Annotated in this window: 21 protein-coding genes; 17 read left to right on the top strand and 4 right to left on the bottom strand. The window is 46.7% G+C overall.

Annotation, left to right across the window (positions count from 1 at the left end):
* Nucleotides 1-135: 135 nt before the first annotated feature.
* Nucleotides 136-1,134 carry an ABC transporter substrate-binding protein gene (locus tag E0496_RS09330; RefSeq protein ID WP_141501306.1) on the top strand — a complete coding sequence of 333 codons (999 nt, stop codon included), beginning with the start codon at nucleotides 136-138 and terminating at the stop codon, nucleotides 1,132-1,134.
* Between the two features lie 112 nt (nucleotides 1,135-1,246).
* Nucleotides 1,247-2,911 carry an AraC family transcriptional regulator gene (locus E0496_RS09325; RefSeq protein WP_141501305.1) on the top strand — a complete coding sequence of 555 codons (1,665 nt, stop codon included), beginning with the start codon at nucleotides 1,247-1,249 and terminating at the stop codon, nucleotides 2,909-2,911.
* 5 nt (nucleotides 2,912-2,916) lie between these two features.
* Here the strand turns inward: E0496_RS09325 and E0496_RS09320 are convergent, their stop codons facing one another.
* Nucleotides 2,917-3,555, bottom strand: a complete 639-nt coding sequence (locus tag E0496_RS09320; protein ID WP_141501304.1) for a thiamine diphosphokinase — start codon at nucleotides 3,553-3,555, stop codon at nucleotides 2,917-2,919.
* Nucleotides 3,556-3,780: 225 nt separating this feature from the next.
* Between E0496_RS09320 and E0496_RS09315 the strand changes: the two genes are divergently transcribed.
* Entirely contained in the window at nucleotides 3,781-4,422 is a 642-nt protein-coding gene (locus tag E0496_RS09315) for a trimeric intracellular cation channel family protein (protein ID WP_141501752.1), read from the top strand.
* Entirely contained in the window at nucleotides 4,416-4,895 is a 480-nt protein-coding gene (locus tag E0496_RS09310; protein ID WP_141501303.1) for a low molecular weight protein-tyrosine-phosphatase, read from the top strand. The genes E0496_RS09315 and E0496_RS09310 overlap by 7 nt, the downstream gene beginning before the upstream one ends.
* A gap of 127 nt (nucleotides 4,896-5,022) precedes the next feature.
* On the opposite strand, the gene E0496_RS09305 is transcribed toward E0496_RS09310, so the two are convergent.
* Complete coding sequence (locus tag E0496_RS09305; RefSeq protein ID WP_141501302.1) at nucleotides 5,023-5,760, bottom strand: alpha/beta hydrolase; 738 nt, start codon at nucleotides 5,758-5,760, stop codon at nucleotides 5,023-5,025.
* A gap of 291 nt (nucleotides 5,761-6,051) precedes the next feature.
* On the opposite strand from E0496_RS09305, the gene pdhA reads away from it, so the two are divergent.
* From pdhA to E0496_RS09255, 10 genes are all read left to right on the top strand, one after another.
* A complete protein-coding gene (gene pdhA, locus E0496_RS09300; protein WP_141501301.1) occupies nucleotides 6,052-7,119 on the top strand; it encodes a pyruvate dehydrogenase (acetyl-transferring) E1 component subunit alpha in 1,068 nt (355 codons plus the stop codon).
* Between the two features lie 20 nt (nucleotides 7,120-7,139).
* Nucleotides 7,140-8,117, top strand: a complete 978-nt coding sequence (locus tag E0496_RS09295; protein WP_139999144.1) for an alpha-ketoacid dehydrogenase subunit beta — start codon at nucleotides 7,140-7,142, stop codon at nucleotides 8,115-8,117.
* A 15-nt stretch (nucleotides 8,118-8,132) separates the two neighbouring features.
* Entirely contained in the window at nucleotides 8,133-9,461 is a 1,329-nt protein-coding gene (locus tag E0496_RS09290; RefSeq protein WP_141501300.1) for a dihydrolipoamide acetyltransferase family protein, read from the top strand.
* Nucleotides 9,462-9,464: 3 nt separating this feature from the next.
* Nucleotides 9,465-10,880 (top strand): dihydrolipoyl dehydrogenase, encoded by a 1,416-nt coding sequence (gene lpdA, locus E0496_RS09285; protein ID WP_139999141.1) that lies wholly within the window; start codon nucleotides 9,465-9,467, stop codon nucleotides 10,878-10,880.
* Nucleotides 10,881-11,043: 163 nt separating this feature from the next.
* Entirely contained in the window at nucleotides 11,044-11,487 is a 444-nt protein-coding gene (locus tag E0496_RS09280) for an acyl-CoA thioesterase (RefSeq protein WP_241674658.1), read from the top strand.
* A 57-nt stretch (nucleotides 11,488-11,544) separates the two neighbouring features.
* Nucleotides 11,545-12,504, top strand: a complete 960-nt coding sequence (locus tag E0496_RS09275; protein WP_141501298.1) for a thymidylate synthase — start codon at nucleotides 11,545-11,547, stop codon at nucleotides 12,502-12,504.
* A 39-nt stretch (nucleotides 12,505-12,543) separates the two neighbouring features.
* Nucleotides 12,544-13,035, top strand: coding sequence for a dihydrofolate reductase (locus tag E0496_RS09270; RefSeq protein ID WP_141501297.1), 492 nt, complete (start codon nucleotides 12,544-12,546; stop codon nucleotides 13,033-13,035).
* A gap of 243 nt (nucleotides 13,036-13,278) precedes the next feature.
* Complete coding sequence (locus E0496_RS09265) at nucleotides 13,279-14,766, top strand: glutamate synthase subunit beta (RefSeq protein ID WP_141501296.1); 1,488 nt, start codon at nucleotides 13,279-13,281, stop codon at nucleotides 14,764-14,766.
* Between the two features lie 201 nt (nucleotides 14,767-14,967).
* A complete protein-coding gene (locus E0496_RS09260) occupies nucleotides 14,968-16,119 on the top strand; it encodes a glucosaminidase domain-containing protein (RefSeq protein ID WP_141501295.1) in 1,152 nt (383 codons plus the stop codon).
* A 280-nt stretch (nucleotides 16,120-16,399) separates the two neighbouring features.
* Entirely contained in the window at nucleotides 16,400-18,661 is a 2,262-nt protein-coding gene (locus E0496_RS09255) for a type IA DNA topoisomerase (RefSeq protein WP_141501294.1), read from the top strand.
* Nucleotides 18,662-18,759: 98 nt separating this feature from the next.
* On the opposite strand, the gene E0496_RS09250 is transcribed toward E0496_RS09255, so the two are convergent.
* A complete protein-coding gene (locus E0496_RS09250; protein ID WP_141501293.1) occupies nucleotides 18,760-19,494 on the bottom strand; it encodes an HAD family hydrolase in 735 nt (244 codons plus the stop codon).
* Between the two features lie 216 nt (nucleotides 19,495-19,710).
* Nucleotides 19,711-19,935, bottom strand: a complete 225-nt coding sequence (locus E0496_RS09245; protein ID WP_139999125.1) for a hypothetical protein — start codon at nucleotides 19,933-19,935, stop codon at nucleotides 19,711-19,713.
* Nucleotides 19,936-20,093: 158 nt separating this feature from the next.
* On the opposite strand from E0496_RS09245, the gene E0496_RS09240 reads away from it, so the two are divergent.
* The 3 genes from E0496_RS09240 to E0496_RS09230 are packed head-to-tail and all read left to right on the top strand — an operon-like array spanning nucleotide 20,094 to nucleotide 21,955.
* Nucleotides 20,094-20,819 carry a phosphonate ABC transporter ATP-binding protein gene (locus E0496_RS09240; protein ID WP_141501292.1) on the top strand — a complete coding sequence of 242 codons (726 nt, stop codon included), beginning with the start codon at nucleotides 20,094-20,096 and terminating at the stop codon, nucleotides 20,817-20,819.
* A complete protein-coding gene (locus tag E0496_RS09235; RefSeq protein ID WP_161601349.1) occupies nucleotides 20,816-21,328 on the top strand; it encodes a GNAT family N-acetyltransferase in 513 nt (170 codons plus the stop codon). Before E0496_RS09240 ends, E0496_RS09235 begins: the two co-directional genes overlap by 4 nt.
* A 15-nt stretch (nucleotides 21,329-21,343) precedes the next feature.
* A complete protein-coding gene (locus E0496_RS09230) occupies nucleotides 21,344-21,955 on the top strand; it encodes a DUF3298 and DUF4163 domain-containing protein (protein WP_141501290.1) in 612 nt (203 codons plus the stop codon).
* The last annotated feature ends 19 nt before the right edge of the window (nucleotides 21,956-21,974 follow it).

The following is a 21,974-nucleotide window of genomic DNA, read 5'->3' as shown; positions in this document are numbered from 1 at the left end:
TTGTACTCTGTTTTTTGTCCCAATAAATATCAGACGTTTGTCCATTGTGCCAGGTGAAAAGTTTATTTAAGATAGACATTGACGATAATGATTATCATTATCTAATATGACGAACAATCCGGAGGCACAATTCAGATGAAACATGCACGTATTTTTATTTTATGTATGACGATGGTAATGGGGGCATTGCTGTCAGCATGCGGTTCAAATGCTGAGAAAACAAATACGAACGTGAACGCACCAACCGTACAAGCAAGCAATACCACAAATAACAAAGGAACCGGATCAAGTGAGCCGGCTACAAGAATGTATACCGATTCAAAGGGGCATCAGGTCGAAATTCCGACAAAGGCTGTACGCGTGATCTATACAGGCGGTGAGCTTGGAGATTTGCTTGCCATTGATGTGAAGCCCGTAGGAGCAGCTTTAGGGATCATTGGAGATCAAATTGCGTACCCGGAGCTTATCGAAGGCATCTCAGATGTAGGTGACTTGCTTGGCGATCTAGAGAAAGTGACTGCACTCGATCCGGATTTGATTTTGCTTGATAGCGGCGGGAGCTATTATGAAGAAAACGCCTTCGATCAGCTCTCCAAAATTGCACCGACGATTACGTATGACCGTTTGTCCACAAATGAACGCCTTCGTGTATTCGGAGATATTTTCGGCAAACAAGCTGAAGCAGAGCAGTGGATCAGTAATTACGATGCCAAAGCAAAAGATGTCGTAAGCAAGCTAAACATTAATACGGACGTAACAGCATCTGTATTTCTGCAGCTGGGCAAAGACTTTTATATCATGGGGAATGCTTCGCTTGGCTCCACGGTGTATGAGACACTCGGTTTTTCACCCTCCGCAAAAGTGAAGGAAGAACTAATTGACAAAGGAGAAGCCTTTGCCAATATTTCAAGCGAAGTATATGCCGATCTCGCAGGAGAGTGGATGTTCGTTCTTACGGATGATGACGAGACTACGCGTGCGGCGGCAGATTCCTTTACCAATGAACCACTGTGGAAAGCGATTCCGGCTGTGAAAAATGGCAAGGTCTATTATTTGAATACGATGTGGAATTTTGACGATGCGATTACGAAGGAAAGACTGCTTGACGAGCTTCCGAATATCGTAAATCAATAATTTCATTAGGTTCGGCAAGAAGCGTTCAACTACCCGTTGAAACGCTTCTTTTTTTTGTATAGTATAGAATTATTGATAATTATTCTCATGCTTTAATGAGGGAGGCTGACACTTGAACTCAAACCTAATAAATTCTCCTTCGCCAAATCATTATTATTTCGCATTAGATGAGATCGGATTGCTGACTCCGTCTATATGTTCAAACCATATGCCTGCAAAGCCTTTGCAACATATCCTATTAGCGATAACTATCGGTCACGGCACCCTTTGGCTTGATGGCATCTCCTATTCGGTTCAGCAGGGGGATTGCTTATTAATCTTGCCAGAGAGCCAATTTAACCTTTTGGATCTGGAAAGCACCCAATTATCCGGTTACTGGATGGTACTGCGAGCCTTTCATGCAGGCGAGCGTGAGCCGGCAGAGTCGCTATCCGAGCTTCTTCCTTATTACAAGCTCATTTCCGTACAACAGATTTCTGCCTTAGAAGAAATTTTTACAAAGCTTCTAGCTGCTGATCGAAGCGAAACGAACCTCGAGCAGATGAAACGACAGTTGATGATGCTAGAGTTATTTGTGCTTCTGCTTGAACATGCCAAGGAATCGCAAAGCTATCCTGATGCGACCGAAGCAGTGGAAGGGACGGTTCTTTATATGCAAGAGCATTATCGTGAGCCTATTACTGTGGTTCAGCTTTTGCGAATGTCAGGGGTGGGCCGTTGGCAATACAGCTCCATCTTCCAATCCATAACCGGGCAGAAACCGCTTGATTACTTGGCTGACCTTCGGATAAATAGAGCCAAAGCGCTCATGCTTCAATCCGACGATCCGCTTAGGGAAATTGCAAAAAGCGTGGGCTTCAAAGATGAATATTACTTTAATCGTCGTTTTCGGCAAATGACAGGCCTATCACCGAAAAAATATGTCCGCATGCATAGTCCCCATTCCAGCATCCAAGTTTGGGGAGGCGCTGAGCTCACCTTTCCACTCCAGTCTTCTAAAGTTGTCGCTATTGGGTATGCGCTCGGCGATTTGCTGGCGCTTGGAGTAAGACCAATTGGGGCTGATCTTTCTTTGATAGGCCAACAGGTTGTATTTCGAAATGAGCTGCAAAATATTACAGATATAGGAAGCCGAGCGGATGAACGGATTATTGGGACTCTGCAGCCCGAGCTGATTTTACATTGCAGTACGCATGACAAACCGCTTGACACTTTCTCGAGGATTGCGCCTACGATCGCCATAGAAAAAAACGCTTCGACCTATGTAAGGCTTCGCCAAATCGCTGTCATTTTAGGGAAGCAGACGGAGGCCGAAAGCTGGATTGCCCGTTATGAGAAGAAGGCTGAGACGATGTGGAGACTTTTAAAACCATCGATTCATTCTGGTGAAACGATGACGATATTCGTCGTTGTAGGGGGACGTGCTTTTGTAATGGGCAACCATGGAATCTCGCTGACTCTTTATCATCCTTTAGCCTTTAGGCCAACGGATGGAGTGAACAGGCTTATTCAAAATCAAATCCCATTCGAGGCGCTGGAACTGGAAAACATAGCTGTGTTTAACGGTGATCGCTTCGTTTTGTTAGTCGGAGAGGACGAAGCTTCCCGTTTTGCCACCAATCAACTGTTGAACAGTAGGATATGGGGGCAGCTTCGTCCTGTGCAGAATGGGCAAGTCATTATGCTAGGTGCGAAATGGAACTTTGATGATCCCATTACGCGGGAAAGGCTGCTTGAAGAGCTCCCGCGGCTGGTTCAGTTTAGTTGTTTAGCATGAGTTTTTTAGTCTCGGCTCTGAATGACGAGGAGTAGTCCAGTGCGCAATTGAATTGTACCGGAAGCGGAGATAAGTACGTTGCTGATGCCAAGAGACTGTCCAATCGTTAATACCGCATCGTTCAAAGGGTATTGAAAGCCTGTAAGCGTAATGCCCTCGACTCGCATGGAAAGAGGGAGCAGGGATACATTTGGGTAACCCTCTGTTTCAATAGTCATTTGATCCTTTGTGAGCGAGATTTTATTATGGTCGTCAATTATTGCAGCATTGACATTCTGTTCAATGGCAAGGGCAAGGAGATGGACATTTGCCAGCGAATGATCGAAGCGCGTGCCGAGTGCCCCTAGGAGTACTAGCTTGCGTGGTTTCAGATCCAGCGCAAGACGCACAGCCATTTCAGTATCAGTGTAGTTTTTATCGATTGGATCACATGAAATGGTTTTGGTGCTGTTTGCCTGTATGGCTAGCAGTTCATCTTCTGATACGGAATCAAAATCACCGATTGCAATATCAGGGCGAAAGCCATGTGAAATTAAAAAACGGGCACCGCTGTCGGCTCCTATGAGCAGATCAGCCGTGTTTATGAAGTCAAGCGCCCAGTCACCAAGCTGGCCGCCAGTGCAAATGACAATCAGAGGCTGCATATTCAAATATCCTTTCTCATCAGGGGAATCATTAGAAAACATTACAAGTATAAAGCTTTTTTGACTATAATGACTAGAGGGTAACTTATCTGAAACGTGATCATGAAATAAGAACTGCAAAAATTGTCGTTGCGAAACCGCATGCGCCCAGCTAAAATGATGTAGGAAAGTACCGGCGAATGCGGCCGGTTCATGGACGGGAAGCGAGGAGCTATTGCGGTGAGTATGGATATTTTTGGGGTTTTTAGCATTATCGGCACAATCGCATTTGCTGTGAGCGGAGCAATTGTAGCTATGGAAGAGGAGTACGATATATTAGGTGTGTTCGTACTGGGTCTCGTAACCGCTTTTGGTGGGGGAGTGGTCCGTAATCTATTGATTGGCATGCCGGTGACATCGCTTTGGAGCCAAGGTTATTTGTTGAAAATCGCCATGATAGCGATGACGATCGCATTTCTGCTCCCAGTGGTATGGATTCAGCGCTGGCGAAGGAGCGAGGCTTTTTTTGATGCGATTGGCCTGTCCGCATTTGCCATTCAGGGCGCACTTTATGCGACTCAGATGAAGCATCCGCTCAGTGCGGTGCTTGTTGCTGCAATGCTGACCGGAATCGGGGGCGGCATCATCCGCGACGTGCTCGCTGGTCGTAAACCTCTAGTGTTGAAAGATGAAATTTATGCGGTTTGGGCGATGCTCGCAGGGTTGGTTATTGGGCTAGGCTGGCTCAAATCTACGCTAGAACTGCTGTTTTTATTCGTCGTCATCATAAGCTTCCGAATGCTGTCTGTCTATTATAAATGGAAGCTGCCGCGGCGATCATTAAATATTAATACTGCTCATGAACAGCAGAAAAGAGGCAAATCGTGAAGAAACGTGTATTATTCGTATGCTTGGGCAACATCTGCAGGTCTCCAATGGCTGAGGCTGTTATGCGTCATCAGGTGGAGCTTGCAAATTTGTCAGAACGTATTGAAGTTGATTCTGCGGGAACAGGTGACTGGCATTTGGGCCATCCTCCGCATGAAGGAACCAGGCAGCAGCTCGATGAGCACCACATTTCATACGAGGGCATGAAGGCTCGTTTAGTTTCATCGACAGATTTTGACGCGTTTGATTACATCGTTTGTATGGATACGAACAACCTGCGTGATGTGCGCAAGCTGCTCTCCAAAGAACAAGGGGAACAAGCCAAGCTGTTTACCTTTATGGAGCTGCTGCCTGAACAGGGGATTGAGGATGTACCCGATCCTTATTATGATGGCAATTTTCCGTTTGTATTCGAGCTGGTAGAGAGCGGCTGCAAGGAGCTGTTAAGCCGAGTGCAAGAGGACTTAAATTAAAACTAACTCTTCTCGAAAAAAAAGCTTCCCAAGGCTATACTAAATAGCCGGATGGGAAGCTTTTTTTGTTTGTAAGCTAGAACTTTCTTGCCGTGGATCTAGCTCATTGGCATATTCGTTTAAGAGGCTACTCAATTTCGATAAAATAGGACAAAGCCCGGTCAAGTTCCTTCTGCCAGAAGCCCCATTGGTGCTTGCCATCCTTCTCCTCATAGAAGACGGTCGCTTGATTGTGCTCCAGAAGCGCCTTTGCATTGCGGTTGAGAGCAACAAAATCGAACACGCCTCGGTCTGTCTCATAGGCGTCCTCCTGTAAGCCCACAATCATATAAATGTTCAGCCAGCTAAGATCGCCTGCTTCGGAGATGATGTTTTGCGAGACGCCGTAGTAAGCGCCTGATAACGACATCACGCGCGTAAAGAGCTTTGGATAGGTGAGTGCCAGATGGAGCGAGACGGAGCCGCCAAGCGAATCGCCGGCAAGCAGACGATGCTCGGGATCATTTCTGACCGAATAACGCTCCTCGACAAACGGAATGAGCTCCTCGGCAAAGAAACGAATGTAGTTTGCATGTCGATTGCCGTCGGGTGCATATTCATCCGTCCTGATTTTTTTGTCAACATCGACACCTACAATAATGAAGGGCTCTAATCCCTCATCCAAAATCAATTTTGTTGCTGTTGTCGCAATTCGCCCAAAGTTAAAGAAGTCCTCGCCGTCCTGGCAATAGACGACCGGGTAACTCAAAACCTCGTTGTAGCCGGGCGGCAAAAAGATTCTTAAATTGCGGGACTCTTCCGGCAAATAGCGGCTAGGCACCGTTTCTTTAACAATCGTTCTTTTTAAATAGCGTTCATCTGTCATTTCTTTCTCTCCTAACGGGTTGGTTTGTTGAATGGAAAGCTTCTCATGTGGGTAAACAATAGAAAGGCAATCAGAGGAATCGCATCTATTTTCTGTTGTGTTGTATTATGCTGTTATACTAAAAAAAAAAGTCTGTAGCATATACAATTTCTTAAGATAATGATGAGAATCAGCGAAAAAACAACGGTTTTTTTGTTTTTTGCTTTGACCATTTTCGTTAAACAGGTTTATAATAATTCTATAACAGAGGTTAAGGATTTTCAAATATTTCGATTGAGGTGAGCGTTCAAAATGAGCAAATTGCCATACGAAGTTCAAACGGAACCGGTTACTCCGCTTTCTGTCTTGTCACTCGACGGGGAAGTTGTTAATCCGGATTTATTGCCGGAATTGTCTGATGATCAACTAAAAGAAGTTATGTACCGCATGGTATTTACCCGTACTTGGGATGAGCGTGCCGTTAACCTTGGACGTCAAGGAAGACTGGGCTTCTATGCTCCGGTATCCGGCCAAGAAGCATCCATGATCGGCAGTGAGTATGCACTGAACAAAGATGATTTCATTTGCCCAGGCTACCGTGATATGCCACAGATTGTTTGGCATGGTCTGCCTATGTATAAAGCATTCCTATATTCCCGCGGCCACCAAGAGGGCGGACGTATCCCTGATGATGTTCATGTGCTTATGCCGCAAATCATTATCGGCGCGCAAATTTTGCACGCAACTGGCGTAGCTATGGCATTTAAGAAAAAGAATGAAAAGCGTGTTGCTATCACATATACAGGCGATGGCGGTTCATCCGAAGGGGATTTCTACGAAGGCATGAACTTTGCTGGGGCTTACAAGCTTCCAGTTATCTATGCAGTACAAAACAACGGCTACGCCATTACGACACCATACGCTAAGCAAACGGGCGCATTGTCGATCGCGCACAAAGCGGTTGCAGCAGGTATCAAAGGTGTTCAAGTAGACGGCATGGACGTGCTAGCTGTAATTAAAGCCGTTCAAGAGGCAGCTGAGCGCGGCCGCAATGGCGAAGGAGCAACGCTGATCGAAATGCTGACTTACCGTTTCCGTCCGCACTCCATGGCGGATGACACAACGAAATACCGTACAAAAGAAGAAGAAGCAGAATGGGCGCTTAAAGATCCGCTAGTTCGTTTCGGCAAATATTTGGAGAAAAAAGGCTTGTGGTCGGATGAAGACACAAACCGCGTCAAAGAAGAAGCAAAAGCAACCGTTAACGAGCAAATTAAGAAAACCGAAGCCGTTGAGAAAATGACGGTTGCAGGCTTGATCGATAGCATGTTCGAAACAACACCGAAGCACCTGGAAGAGCAAAAGGGCGATTTTCAATAGTAGAGGAGGATCAGACGATCATGGCTCAAATGAATATGTTGGAAGCAATTCGCGATGCGATGCGCGTTGAACTTAAACGCGACTCAAACGTTGTCATTTTCGGTGAGGACGTAGGTAAGGTCGGCGGTGTATTCCGCGTGACAGAAGGTTTGCAAGGAGAGTTTGGCGAGGATCGCGTATTTGATACGCCTCTTGCCGAGTCTGCTCTTGCAGGTATGGCAGTAGGTATGGGATTGCAAGGCTTCCGTCCCATTGCCGAGATTCAATTTGTTGGCTTTATTTATGAAGCACTTGACCAAATGTTTGTCCAAGCCGCTCGCATGCGTTACCGCTCAGGCGGACGCTATAACTCGCCAATCGTATTCCGTACGCCTTTCGGCGGCGGCGTGAAAGCAGCCGAGCTGCACACGGATTCCCTTGAAGGTCTGGCTATTCAAACACCAGGTATCAAAGTCGTTATTCCTTCCAATCCTTATGATGCAAAAGGCTTGATGATTTCAGCTATCCGTGATAATGACCCAGTCTTCTTCATGGAGCATCTCAACCTTTACCGTGCATTTAAAGCAGATGTGCCTGAAGGCGAATATACCGTTGAAATTGGTAAAGCAAATGTGGTCCGCGAAGGTACGGATGTAACGATCCTTACTTACGGCATGATGGTTCATACATCGGTTAAAGCCGCTGAAGAGCTTGAAAAAACAGGCGTGAGCGTAGAGGTTATCGATCTTCGCACGCTCGTACCGCTTGATATTGAAACAATCGTTGCATCGATTCAAAAGACGAACCGTGCCATTGTTGTACAAGAAGCGCAAAAAACGTCTGGCGCTGCAGCAGAAATCATTGCTCAAATCAACGAACATGCGATTCTTCATTTGGAAGCTCCAGTACTGCGCGTAGCTGGACCGGACACGGTTTATCCGTTTGCGCTTGTTGAGGATGCGTGGCTTCCTTCGGTAGCTCGCGTTTCTGCGGCGGTTCAAAAAGTATTGAACTTTTAAAGGAGGTTACTAGCGGTGGCAAAATTCGAATATCGTTTCCCAGAGCTCGGCGAAGGCTTGCACGAAGGCGAAATCGTGAAAGTGAACATCAAAGTCGGCGATACGGTTACAGATGATGATATTATTATGGAAGTCCAAAACGATAAAGCGATCGTTGAAGTACCTTGTCCGGTTAACGGCAAAGTATTGGAAGTGCTCGTTAAAGACGGCCAAGTGTGCCATGTAGGCGAGATTGTGGCTATCATTGATGCGGAAGGCGAGCTTCCTGAGCAAGCGGCACCAGCTGCAGAAGCGCCAAAAGCGGAAGTACCAAAAGCAGAAGCGGCTCCAGTAGCAGAAGCACCGAAAGCGGAAGCTCCGGCAACTGCTCCTACAGCGCCAAAAGCAACTGGCGGGCTTGTGCTTGCAACGCCTAGCGTTCGCAAATTTGCCCGTGAGAAGGGTGTAGACCTGACTCAAGTTGGCGGTACTGGCAAGAACGGACGTATTACTCGTGATGACGTGAATGGTTTTGGCGGCGCGCCAACAGCAGTTGCTACTGATGCCGCAGCACCTGCTGTTGAGCAAGCGAGCAACGCAGAAGTTGCAGCGAAAGGCGCTGGCGATGCGAAGCCTGCGCATACAGCAGCCGGAACAGCTTACCGTCCAGAAGAACGCGTTCCTTTCAAAGGCATTCGCAAAATCATTGCAAATGCAATGTCCAAATCGGTATACACAGCGCCTCACGTTACGATTATGGATGAGGTTGATGTAACTGAGCTTGTTGCACTCCGTGCAAAATATAAGCCTTATGCCGAGAAAAAAGGCTCCAAGCTGACTTACTTGCCGTTTATCGTGAAAGCTCTTGTGGCTGCTTGCCGCGAGTTCCCTATCCTGAACGCTACGCTTGATGAGGCTAACCAAGAAATCGTGCTTCGCAAATATTACAACATCGGTATTGCAACAGACACAGATAACGGCCTAATCGTTCCGGTTATCGAAGATGCAGACCGTAAAAACCTATTCAAAATTGCGGATTCCATCCGTGATCTAGCTGCTCGCGGCCGTGATGGCAAGCTAGCTGCTAACGAGCTGAAAGGAAGCACGATTTCCATCTCGAACATCGGTTCGGCTGGCGGTATGTTCTTCACACCAGTAATCAACTTCCCTGAGGTTGCTATCTTGGGTACAGGCAGAATTACAGAGAAAGCAATCGTTCGCAACGGCGAAATCGTAGCTGCTCCAGTAATGGCACTTTCACTCAGCTTTGACCACCGTCTCATCGATGGCGCAACGGCACAAAACTTTATGAATTACATCAAAACACTTCTGGGCCAACCGGAATTGTTCATAATGGAGGTATAAGACATGGTTGTAGGTGATGCTTCCCTAGATATTGATACTCTAGTCATTGGTGCGGGTCCTGGCGGTTACGTCGCAGCGATCCGTGCTGCTCAGCTTGGTCAAAACGTACTCATCGTGGATAAAGAATACGTAGGCGGCGTATGTTTGAACGTAGGCTGTATTCCATCGAAAGCTCTAATCTCAGCTTCACATCAATACGAATCCATCAGCCACGCGTCAGCTTTCGGTATCGAAGTTGGCGAAGCGAAGGTTGATTTCACTAAAGTGCAAGAGTTCAAAGCCGGTATCGTCAAAAAATTGACAGGCGGCGTTGCTTCTCTATTGAAAGCTAACAAAGTCCAATATTTCCAAGGCGAAGTAATGTTCATCAACGAAAACGAAGCACGCGTATTCAACGATCAAGAAGCGCCGCGCTACCGTTTCAAGAACTGCATTATCGCTACAGGCTCGCGTCCAATTGAATTGAAAGCATTCCCTTATGGCGGCCGTATCGTATCTTCTACTGGCGCTTTGTCCTTGCCGGAAATTCCGAAAAGCCTTGTCGTTATCGGCGGCGGTTATATCGGTATTGAGCTTGGTCAAATGTATTCCAAATTCGGTACTAAGGTAACGGTAATCGAAGGCTCTGATGCAATTCTTCCTGGCTTCGATAAAGATATGTCTTCCATCGTTGCGAAAAAACTGAAAAGCACGAACGTTGATATCATCACCGGTGCACAAGCTAAAGGTGCTGAGCAAACGGATAAAGACGTTACGGTGACTTACACTGTTGGCGACAAAGAAGAAAAAGTAACGGCAGATTACTTGCTTGTAACGGTTGGACGTCGTCCAAATACCGATGGCGAGCTTGGTCTTGACCTCATCAACGTAAAGCTGTCTGACCGTGGACTCGTTGAAGTTGATGAGCAATGCCGTACGAACATCCCGCATATTTATGCCATTGGCGACATCATTGCTGGACCAGCACTAGCGCACAAAGCAATGTATGAAGGCCGCGTTGCTGCTGAGGCGATCTCAGGTCAAGCAAGCGTTATTGATTACAAATGCGTACCAGCGGTATGTTTCTCTGATCCAGAATGCGCAAGCGTTGGTCTTAGCGAGAAAGAAGCAAAAGACAAAGGTCATAACGTCAAAGTGGGTAAATTCCCGTTTGCTATCAATGGTCGTGCAATGTCGCTTAACGCTAACGAAGGATTTGTTAAGCTCGTATCGGATGCAGACAGCGGTCTTGTGCTAGGCGCTCAAATTATCGGCATCGAAGCATCCAATATGATTGCCGAGCTTGCTCTTGGTATCGAAATGGGCGCTACGCTTGAAGATATCGCGCTTACAATCCATGCTCACCCTACACTGGGAGAGATCGTTCTTGATGCAGCTGAGGTTGCACTTGGTCACCCTATCCACACTTTCATTAAATAATTCGTACTAATGACTGTTCATTAGCGATAGTAGAGGTCACGCGGCTTTCCAGCCGACGGGGCCTCTTTGCGCTTCTAAAGCGGGTTTAACGCAAACTAGAGTTAAAGGGGCGAAAATGACGATGGAGCAAACGTCCAAACCGACAAGCGAGTCTAGAACGATCATGACACAGCTGATATTTCCGTTGGATACCAATCACAATGATACGATGTTTGGCGGCAAGCTGATGGAGTATATGGATAAGGTTGCGGCTATCGCTGCTATGAGACATGCTAGAATGCAGGCTGTGACTGCTTCGACGGACAGCCTGGACTTTTTGGCGCCCATCCAGGTAGGAGAAGTCATCGAGGTTGAAGCTTTCGTTACATGGACAAATCGGAGCTCCATGGAGGTTTATGTATCGGTTCACTCCGAAAATCTTTTTAGCGGCTTGCGTAAAACGACTGTAACCGCCTTTTTCACCTTTGTTGCTTTGGATGGCAGCGGCAAACCCGCTATCGTACCAGCAGTTGTTCCATTGACAGAAGAAGAGAAGCGCCTACACGATTCGGCTCCAGAACGGTACGCACTCCGCAAGAAACGAAAAGAGGACAGGAAACGCGGATGATGGTATAATTGGTGTTATTTTTCCGACGTTTGTTTCATGATAAGGAGTGAAATTCAAATGAGCAATAGCGAACAAACCTACTTGCAGTTGTTAAAATATGTTCTTGAACATGGAACCAAAAAAGAGGATCGCACGGGTACCGGGACAATCTCTACCTTCGGTTATCAAATGAGGTTTGATTTGAGCGAAGGTTTTCCCCTGCTAACGACCAAAAGAGTGCCCTTCAAGCTAATTGCGAGTGAGCTGATCTGGTTCATTCAAGGCGATACCAATATTCGTTATCTGCTTCAGCACAACAATAATATTTGGAATGAATGGGCATTCAAGAAATGGATCGAAAGCAAGGCCTATACAGGCCCTGACATGACCAATTTCGGGCTTCGCTCACAAACGGATTCCCAGTTTGCCATTGAGTATGAGGAGCAAATGGAGCTGTTTAAGCAGCAGATCCTATCAGATGATTCATTTGCTGCGGAATTCGGAGAGCTAGGCAATGTTTACGGCAAGCAGTGGCGGGAATGGAAAACAACACAAGGCGAAACCATTGACCAGCTTAAGGATGTCATTGCTACGATCAAAAACAACCCGGACTCCCGCAGGCTGATCGTTTCCGCTTGGAATCCGGAAGACGTGCCAAGAAATATGGCGCTGCCGCCATGCCATACGATGTTTCAGTTTTATGTGACGAACGGGAAACTCTCCTGTCAGCTATACCAGCGTAGCGGCGATATTTTTCTCGGCATTCCGTTTAACATTGCGAGTTATGCTTTATTAACGCATATGATTGCTCATGAATGCGGTCTTGAAGCAGGGGAATTTATCCATACTCTTGGCGATGCGCATATTTATACGAATCATCTGGAGCAAATCGATCTGCAGTTAAGCAGAGAACCTCGTTCATTGCCAACATTAAAACTAAATACAGACAAAAAATCTATCTTCGACTTTGAAGTTGGAGATTTAACGATTGAACAATATGAGCCGCATCCATCCATAAAAGCACCAGTAGCCGTGTAGAGAATGCAGCTAATTATTCATTAAGGGGTGGAAAAGGTCATGTCAATTACGTTAATCGCGGCCATGGACCGCAACCGCACGATTGGAATCGGCAACAAATTGCCTTGGCGCCTGCCCGCGGAGATGGCCTTCTTCAAGCAAACCACATTAGGAAAAACGGTTTTGATGGGGCGCAAAACGTTCGAATCGCTTCCTAAGCCGCTCAAGGATCGTCGAAATGTCGTACTGACCCGCCAATCGAATTACCAACCTGAGGGCTGTGAGATTTTACATTCAATAGATGATGCGCTTGCGCTGTCCAATGGGGAAGAACTGATCGTGATTGGTGGCGAGGATATCTATGCGCAATTCCTGCCATTTGCCAATAAAATCTACCTTACTGAGGTTGATGTGGAAATCGAAGGAGGCGACGCGTTTTTTCCTGAGTTCTCCGATTCGGAGTGGGAGCTAGCGGCTCGCGACCCAAGAGAAAGCGACGAAAAAAATAGTTATGCCTTCACGTTTCAAACGTTCAACCGACGATCTTCCTAGCTTTTTAGGCTATTTCCGAACATTTGACGAACGATATGTCAGAAAGTGCAAATGATTGTGCGGATAATCCATTAACGTCATAAGGACTTGAATGCTAGGATGTTGTAAAATAGTAAACGAGTGCTTTAGACAAAATATTCGTTTTTGAGAAAGTTTGTTATTGAATATTAGATGGATTCCCGATATAGTTTGAAGAGAATCGTAACAAGGTTAACGGGAAATATGGATGGAGGAAAAGCGATCATGTCTACACCTACTGGATTTATGGAATATCAACGTGAATTGCCGGCCGATCGCGACCCGCTGGAGCGCATTAAAGACTGGCAAGAGTTTCATAAGCATTTTTCGGATGAGCAATTAAAGACGCAAGGTTCGCGCTGCATGGATTGCGGCACGCCATATTGCCATACCGGTATCGAACTTGCAGGATCTGTTTCCGGCTGTCCGGTAAACAATCTGATTCCAGAGTGGAATAACCTGATTTACCGCGGTCTGTGGCGCGAGGCGCTTGACCGTTTGCACAAAACAAATAATTTCCCAGAGTTCACGGGCCGGGTTTGTCCAGCGCCGTGCGAGGGTTCTTGTACAGTTGGTTTGATTGGTGATGCAGTTACGATCAAAACAATCGAACAAGCCATTATCGATCGCGGCTTTGACGAGGGATGGGTTGTTCCGCAACCTCCGAAGGTCCGCACAGGCAAACGCATTGCTGTAGTTGGTTCAGGCCCTGCCGGAATGGCAACAGCTGCCCAGCTTAACAAAGCTGGCCATACCGTAACGGTATATGAGCGTGCTGACCGCATTGGCGGTTTGCTCACTTATGGTATTCCTACGATGAAATTGGAGAAACATGTCGTTCAGCGTCGTGTAGATTTGATGGAAGCAGAAGGTGTGGAATTTGTAACGAATACAGAAATCGGCAAAGACGTTACAGCAAATGAGCTTGTCGAGAAATTCGACGCAGTCGTGCTTTGCGGCGGTTCTACTAGAGCACGTAACGTTGAAATCGAAGGCCGTGACCTGAATGGCGTTCACATGGCTATGGATTATTTGAATGGTACAATCAAGAGCTACTTGGACTCCAACCTTGAGGACGGTAACTATATTTCGGCTAAAGATAAGGATGTTATCGTTATTGGCGGCGGCGACACTGGTTCCGACTGCGTGGCAACGGCGCTTCGCCACGGCTGTAAATCGGTTACTCAATTCGGTACACATGCAAAAGCGCCGCTTGAGCGCGACAGCCTGAACAACCCTTGGCCGCAATTTCCGAACGTGTACACGCTCGATTATGCGCATGAGGAAGCGAAAGCTTTATTTGGCGAAGATCCGCGTGCCTTCTCCGTGTTGACGAAGAAATTCGTAGGCGACGGCAACGGCAACCTTAAAGAGCTTCATACGGTACAAATTATGCGTACAGTTGACGAGACTGGCCGTAAAATATATAGCGAAATTCCTGGAACGGAAAAAGTTTGGCCTGCGGATCTTGTTTTCATCGCAGTAGGCTTTGAAGGACCGGAAACGACGTTGATCGAACAGCTTGGCCTAGCACAAGACCGTCGTACGAATGTAAAAGCTGCTTATGGCAAATACACAACCAATGTGGATAAAGTGTTTGCGGCAGGCGACATGCGTCGTGGCCAAAGCTTGGTTGTATGGGCAATCAACGAGGGCCGTGAGGCTGCTCGCGAAGTGGATAAATATTTGATGGGATCATCGATGCTGCCTTAATGGCTAAACAAGAGCAATTAACGCAACGTTAAATAAATCGTTTTTTTGGAGAAGCGCCTTTGGGCGCTTTTCTTGTTGAGGAAGCAGCTATGAATAGACAAAGATGGAAGCTATTCAAGACGATATTCGAAAACTTAGCTCACCATCATAAGGAGACTTGTGGTAAAATCGGTTTGAGATGACGCGAAGGGGCGATTCGTCATGCCAGCTGATGAAGCATATGTACTATCACCTACAGACGTTCGGAACATACGAAGCTATGTCCAGCACAAGTATGCAGCCATGCCTCAGGAAGCTCGTGCAGAGATCGTGGCTGATGCTGTGAAACGAATCATACATAAGCAATTGCCGAATTTTGAGAGCAACTTAAAGATAACAGTAACGGAGACTTTGATTCGTACAGTCGTTTTAGATCGTCAAGGGCCTGTTAGAGCCGAGGATATATTGCACGCTTGTCTATCGATTGATCAAAAAAGTGCGAATGTATATGATTCCCTCCATGATTGGTTAGAGCAGCAGCTGCATGTGCGTTGCGAGAAGCCTCTCATGCTCCGTTTAATGGACAAGCTGCCGGTGAAGGGGGAGTTGGGGGCTGTTACTGGTGAAGAGGCTGAGGGAGGCCTTCTTGCGAAGTTGAAGAGCATGCTAATGGCAGAAGGCGCTGAATTTGGCGAAGAGTTCGCAAATCGATTGGTCGGAGATGTAATCGTCATGCCCCTTTCAAGGTGGCACAAACCATTCGCTCGAAGCGTTCAGACCAAAACCTTTATTTATGCGGTTTTATGTGCTTGTTTAATTAGCGCTTCATTATTATATGGCTGGTCATTGAGCAAGCCTTCCCTCTATAAGCTGCAGCCAACGGTGGTAACAGAACCTGTTCTACCATTACCTGTCATAACAAGCGGGTTGCCTGTGGAGCTGCGATACCATGAGATTAATCAAGCAAAACTGATCGCCTTTCTACAAAAGAGATCGTCCATTTTGGCAGAGCAGCCATACTTTGATGCTATTGTTGGAGCCGCGCATACCTTCGATATTCATCCTGCACTTTTATTTGCGATAACTGGGCAAGAGCAGGGGTTTGTACCAAAGACAAACAAGCAGCATAAGGAAATAGCGAACAATCCATTTAACGTTTTCCACAGCTGGCAGGAGTTTAATACAACGATCGAGCAATCGGCGGAGATAGCCGCGAGAACGGTATTCAACTTAAGCAAGGAACGTCCTTCCGAAATGGATCCGTTTACCTGGATTAATCGAAAATATGCGGAAGACCCGAAATGGTCGGATGGTGTCAGGTCTATTTTTGCATCGATAATCGCTTCTATTGAAGCCCCAACCACTGGGAAATAACAACTTTAGACTCTGCTTGACTGCTTATAATGAATGACAGAAATGCTATAGCCATTATGCATTGAATAGTTCTTATACCAAATAACCCAATTGGGACAAACGTCCTATTGGGTTATTTTTTTGGCTGATTTCTACTCCTGAAACGGTTAAAAGGATTCCCTTTTGATCGAGAAGTCTGTAAAATGTTTAGAGGCCACACCTTGCGAAGCGGATGAATACTGGTTATGGCCTGCATCAGCCGGCAAGCTTGCGAAATGCTTATAGAAGGAGCGATTATCTTTTGAAGACACTAATCATTGCGGAAAAACCCGATATGGGAAGAAATATAGCCGCCGCAATCGATCCCAAAGCAAAAAATCACCGTTCCTACATAGAAGGCGAACACTATATTATTACATGGGCGATTGGGCATCTCATCGGGCTCGCGGAACCGGATGCTTATGATGACCGCTATAAAAAATGGAATATTAACGATCTTCCGATCATTCCGGCGCAGTTTAAGCTGGTTCCGAACAAAAAAACGATCGATCAGCTTAAGGTTATTGGGGATCTGGCCAAGCGAAGCAATTTGCTCGTCAACTCCTGCGATGCGGGGCGGGAAGGGCAATATATTTTCTCGCTGATTCAGCGCCACTTAAAGCTGAACCAGCCGGTCAAGCGGCTGTGGATCTCGGATCTTACGCCCGAGACGATCCGCAAAGGCTTCGATGAGTTGAAGGAAGGCGCCGAGTATGAGAATCTGACGCGTGCGGCAACGGCTAGGAGCGAAGCGGATTGGCTTATTGGTATGAACGGTTCCCGCGCCTTTACGACGAAACATAACGTGCTGTTGTCCGTAGGAAGAGTTCAAACGCCTGTGCTTGCGTTGATCTATGATCGCCAGAAGCTAATTGAAGCTTTCTCGTCGCTAAAGTTTTTTGAACTGGAAGGACACTTTACGCAAAACGAGCTGACGTATAAAGCGATGTGGCAGGGCGAGAGAATGACCGACCAAGCTAAGGTTGAAGCTTTGGCAGCCAAAGTAAAAGGCAAGCAAGCCCGCATTGCTTCCTATGAGGTGAAGGATACGAAGGAGTATCCTTTCAAGTTGTATGACCTTACTCTGCTCCAGCGAGAAGCGAACGGCAAATATGGTTTTTCAGCGAAAAAAACGCTCGATACCGCCCAAGCGCTGTACGAGAAACATAAGGTGATCTCTTATCCAAGAACGAATTCCAACTATGTGACAGAGCAAAATATACCGGAAATGCACAAAACGCTGAATGCGCTGCAGGGGACAAGCTATGATGAGCTCGTAAAAGGAGCTAATCGCAGTCTGGTGCACAAAGGAAATAAATTTATTTGTAATCCGACGAAGGTTGAGGACCATCATGCAATCCTGCCTACGAATCGCAAGGCAAACAATCTTAGTCCCGATGAGCAAAAGCTTTACGATCTTGTCGTCAGACGGTTTCTGTCGCAATTTTATCCAGCCGCAGAATATAAGGTGCATACCGTTATAACCGAAGTGGAGAATGAACATTTCAAAACGACGGTTAAGGAGCTGCTCAGCTTAGGCTGGAAGGTGATTTATGCCGATCAAAAGAAGGAAAAGGCTAAGCCGACAGCCAAAGGAAAAGACAAGGAAGATGCTGAGGAAGAAGAGATTGAGGTGAATGAACCCTTCTCGATTTCAACTGATGAAGGCGTCGTGTGTTCCGATGCCATCGTAAAGGAGAAAGACACGCAGCCGCCTAAGCATTATACGGAGGGCACGCTTCTCAAAGCAATGGAAAGCGCCGGCAAGCAAATCGAGGATGAGGATGTCCGCGATGCGATGAAGGATTCTGGCCTTGGTACGCCGGCTACGAGAGCCGCAACGATTGAGCGGTTGAAAAACGTAGGTTATGTGGAGATGCAGGGGAAGAAAATTCAGGTAACGCAAAAGGGCAGAACTGCTATCGAGCTCATACGTGGTGCCGGAATTGACCTGCTAACTTCTCCAGAGATGACCGGGCTGTGGGAGAGGCGCTTGAACGAAATTTCAAGAGGAACGGCCTCGGATGGACAATTTATGGAAAATGTCAAAAAATTCGCTACGATGATTGTCGACAAGGTTCGTGTCCAGTCCCGTGCTGCAAAAACTTCGTTCGAAAGCGAAGCTCCTGCCTCAGGCAGAGGGGGAGCAGGGAAATCCGCAGCTGCTCCGCGGTCACGAGTAACGAAAGCGAAAGCCAGCGGGACTCAACAGAAGAGCGCAGAGAAGGTTCCCCAAGCAGCTGGAGGAAGGCCTGTTGTCATTGCGGCTTGTCCTCGTGCAGGCTGCGGCGGATCGATCTTTATGGGACGTAAAGGCTATGGCTGCTCCCATTACAAAGAAGGGTGCAAATTTGTTATTTGGAAGGAAAGCTTCGGAAGAAGCTTAACGGATTCTCAGGTTCGGGCATTAGTGGAGAAAGGCAAAACTGCGAAGCTGAAGCTTGAACTAGCGGATGGAACACCGGGAGAAGGAAAAATCGTTATTCGTAATATCGACACTGGGGAGCTGGCGATCGAGCAGTAGCATGTTCGCTTGGTTACGGTCAATTAATAATAAAAATAGACCCGAATCGATCTCGCTTACTGCGAGGCAGATCCGGGTCTATTTATTTTTGACTGAGCTTATCGGTTCACGTAGTCATGGATCGCGTCAGGCACATCCTTTAAATGGTCCAGCGTCAAAAAGGCGCCCTTTGGCTCGACTTCAATCTGGATGACGTTAAATTCCCATTCGGATACCGCTCGCATGTGAATGGCATGAATACCAGCAGTCAGGGCTGGCACGACATCTGTACGTATGGAGTTGCCAACCATCCATGTACTGCTTCTGTCAAAGAGGCCTGTCGATAAAATGCTCTCCAAAGCATCGCTGTTCTTCAATCTGCGAATGTAAATGCGGGAATCAAAATAACGCTCCAAATTCATTTTTTCAATTTTTCGGCGCTGAATAGGCAATTCTCCACCTGTGTACAGATGAAGTTCATGTCCTGCTTCGGCAAGCGAAAATAACGTTTGTTCCATATTAGGATAAGGTTCTGCGTCATGTTCGTAAACGCTCATTCCGAGCTTCCACAAGAAGTTTTCTTCATTCATGGAGCGTTTGCGGCCCGTTAGATGGGAAAAGTGGATGTAGGTATCTACGAAAGATTGTGGGAAATGTTCACTCTTAAAGCCGAATACGGCCACTCCTGCAATATCAATCTCCATTTGCTTGTCCCGAATGGCCTGTACGCTGACCAGAGGAGAGCTTCCGAACCAGGTAGTCATCGAATCAATATATTGGTCGATAACCAAATAAAAATATTTGTTACAGTGGATTAACGTATCGTCGAGGTCAAACATGATTTGTTGCTTCATATAGAACTCTCCTTTGCGAAACTTGAAACTATATGACCAATCTACCGCAATTGGTGGGGTAGAGTCAATGAAAGGGAAGCGGTTTGATTCAAATTCATATTGTTTTTCTGAAAAATAGGCATAATGACAAATGAAATAAAAAAAGAGCTTCCTTAAGCATGTTAAAGAAATTCAACAGAAAAGGAGAGCCTGAACCGGCTCTCCTCATCTTTGTATTTATGCATATTTGAGCTGCGAGGCTCTTAATTGATTCTTAATAAAAGCGATTCGTCTACGAACATAAAAGTCCTTGCTCGCACCTTTCAAATCATTGGGAGTGATCACCTCCTCTGCTACATTGTCAATAATGATTAGCCGTCCATCGGCGTAAAACTTAAAAGTAAGGTCGCGTCCAGGACGTCCATTCTCTAAATAACGGAAATTTTCGCAGATGTTATTCATGGTGATCAGGCCTCCTTCAAATGGTTGAATTCGATGATCGTTAGAACGTTTGTTCTTGTTTTTATTATACCAAACATTTGTTCGTATGGAAACTGTTTTTTGTTTAACGTAAACTAGATTCATAGAGGCAGTTGCTGCAAACAGAAGGAGCGCGGAAAATGATCAGAATAAAGAACCTATCCAAACGTATTCCAGGCGGGCCAAAGGTGCTGGACGATATTAGCTTCGAGGTATATCCCGGAGACTTTGTCGCAATAAAAGGAGACAGCGGAAGCGGAAAGTCGACGCTGCTGCGCTGCCTTGCCCTGCAAGAAAAGTGGACAGAGGGCTCTTATCAATTCGAAGGCAAGGATGTTTTCAAGGAAGGCTTTACTGGCAAGCTTAAAGTAAAGCAGCAGGTAGCCTATGTGGAAGAAAAGCCGTTTCTGTTCCCCAACAAAACAGGATTAAAGAATGTCATTATTGGTTCGGTTACCCAAACGCCGGCTTGGCGCAGATGGACGGGCATGGTTCGCAATGACGATTATATGGGTGCCATGGACATGATCGAGAAACGCGGCCTGATCGACAAGGCCCATCAGAAGGCAAGCACCCTCAGCGGGGGAGAGCGGCAGCGTATGGCCATTGCGAGAGCTCTTGTGCATGGCGCCAAAGTAATCGCGGCGGATGAACCGGTGTCAGGACTTGATCCGCATACGGCCGACCAGGTATTGACTGATTTGAAAGCGCTCTGCAAAGAGCAGGGCGTCATTGTCATTGCCGTCATGCATCAGGGAGACTGGGCGGAGCGCTTTGCCGATCGCATTCTTGGATTGAATAATGGCAAGCTTGTCGTGGACGTAACAGGCAGAAGATTGACGGAGCGGGAGAAATCGTTGCTGTGAGTACAATTAAACTGCGGTTGATTGAAGAGCATGAACTGAGTGCTGCCATCGCACTAGAGAAGAACTGCTACTCTGAGGACGCTGCGGCGACGCTGGAGGGCTTTCGGTACCGTTATGATCATTATCGTCCATTCTTCTGGTCGGCTTGGATTGGCGACCAACTGGTTGGCATTTCCAACGGCATACGAACGTTTCAAAGCGATTGTGGCGATGAGATGAAAGGGGTACAGGGGGATGCTGCGGAGGGCAGCAACTTTTGTGTACTGACTGTGGCAGTTGATGAAGGGCAGCGCAGACAGGGTATAGGTGCTTTATTGATGCAGAAACTAATTGAGCAATGTGAAGCGGCGGCTATTGAAAAAATAATTTTAATGTGCGAGAAGCATTTAATTCCTTTTTATGAGGACAAGCATTTTCGGCTTCACGGACCATCAAGCTCTACGCATGGTGGCATCACTTGGTATGAGATGAGCCGTACCGTGCATACAATGGAGCATCTTACCGAATAGGAAGGTGTCTTCCACATGCCATTTCAACCGCCCGTCGTCATTCAGACCGCCAAGGCAGATTTCCCGAAAGCAGAGCTTGCGCTTCCCTACGTGAGTGGAGGCAAAAGCGAAGCCGCAGATAAAAAAATAAACCATACCATTCATCAATCCGTGCAGCAGCTTGTGCACAGCCAAGGTTCGTTGGATGATCCGAATGCCCAGATGCTGGGTTACTTCGAACAGAAAAACAATCAAAAGGATTACCTCAGCCTTTCATTGTTCAACTATGCTTTTACGGGTGGAGCGCATGGTCTAACCTTGCAGCATTCGATCACCTTTAAGCAATCCACGGGGCAAACCTATACGCTTGCACAGCTGTTTAAACCTGGCTCCAACTATATAGCACGGATAAGCGCGATTGTAAGCGCCCAAATCAAGCTCCGGAAGATCGATACATTGGAGCCATTCAAAAGTATCCGACCGGATCAGGATTATTATGTGGCAGATCGTTCGCTAGTCATTTACTTTCAGCTCTATGAGCTGGCTGCCTATGTATTCGGTTTTCTTTACTTTCCCATATCGGTCTACGAGCTTCAGGATATCATTAACGATGACGGGCCGCTTGGAGCCATGACCGTTAACGACTAGTTTGTAACAAGCCTAACTT

This window comes from Paenibacillus luteus (genome assembly GCF_006542765.1).
GTDB classification, from domain to species: domain Bacteria; phylum Bacillota; class Bacilli; order Paenibacillales; family Paenibacillaceae; genus Pristimantibacillus; species Pristimantibacillus luteus.
This window is presented reverse-complemented; position numbering and strand designations above follow the sequence as displayed.

Coding starts and splice junctions, on each gene's coding strand:
- E0496_RS09330 (WP_141501306.1), top strand. CDS start 136: ATGAAACATGCACGTATTTTTATTTTATGTATGACGATGGTAATGGGG.
- E0496_RS09320 (WP_141501304.1), bottom strand. CDS start 3,555: ATGCAGCCTCTGATTGTCATTTGCACTGGCGGCCAGCTTGGTGACTGG.
- E0496_RS09315 (WP_141501752.1), top strand. CDS start 3,781: ATGGATATTTTTGGGGTTTTTAGCATTATCGGCACAATCGCATTTGCT.
- E0496_RS09305 (WP_141501302.1), bottom strand. CDS start 5,760: ATGACAGATGAACGCTATTTAAAAAGAACGATTGTTAAAGAAACGGTG.
- pdhA (WP_141501301.1), top strand. CDS start 6,052: ATGAGCAAATTGCCATACGAAGTTCAAACGGAACCGGTTACTCCGCTT.
- E0496_RS09295 (WP_139999144.1), top strand. CDS start 7,140: ATGGCTCAAATGAATATGTTGGAAGCAATTCGCGATGCGATGCGCGTT.
- lpdA (WP_139999141.1), top strand. CDS start 9,465: ATGGTTGTAGGTGATGCTTCCCTAGATATTGATACTCTAGTCATTGGT.
- E0496_RS09280 (WP_241674658.1), top strand. CDS start 11,044: ATGACACAGCTGATATTTCCGTTGGATACCAATCACAATGATACGATG.
- E0496_RS09275 (WP_141501298.1), top strand. CDS start 11,545: ATGAGCAATAGCGAACAAACCTACTTGCAGTTGTTAAAATATGTTCTT.
- E0496_RS09270 (WP_141501297.1), top strand. CDS start 12,544: ATGTCAATTACGTTAATCGCGGCCATGGACCGCAACCGCACGATTGGA.
- E0496_RS09265 (WP_141501296.1), top strand. CDS start 13,279: ATGTCTACACCTACTGGATTTATGGAATATCAACGTGAATTGCCGGCC.
- E0496_RS09260 (WP_141501295.1), top strand. CDS start 14,968: ATGCCAGCTGATGAAGCATATGTACTATCACCTACAGACGTTCGGAAC.
- E0496_RS09250 (WP_141501293.1), bottom strand. CDS start 19,494: ATGAAGCAACAAATCATGTTTGACCTCGACGATACGTTAATCCACTGT.
- E0496_RS09245 (WP_139999125.1), bottom strand. CDS start 19,935: ATGAATAACATCTGCGAAAATTTCCGTTATTTAGAGAATGGACGTCCT.
- E0496_RS09240 (WP_141501292.1), top strand. CDS start 20,094: ATGATCAGAATAAAGAACCTATCCAAACGTATTCCAGGCGGGCCAAAG.
- E0496_RS09230 (WP_141501290.1), top strand. CDS start 21,344: ATGCCATTTCAACCGCCCGTCGTCATTCAGACCGCCAAGGCAGATTTC.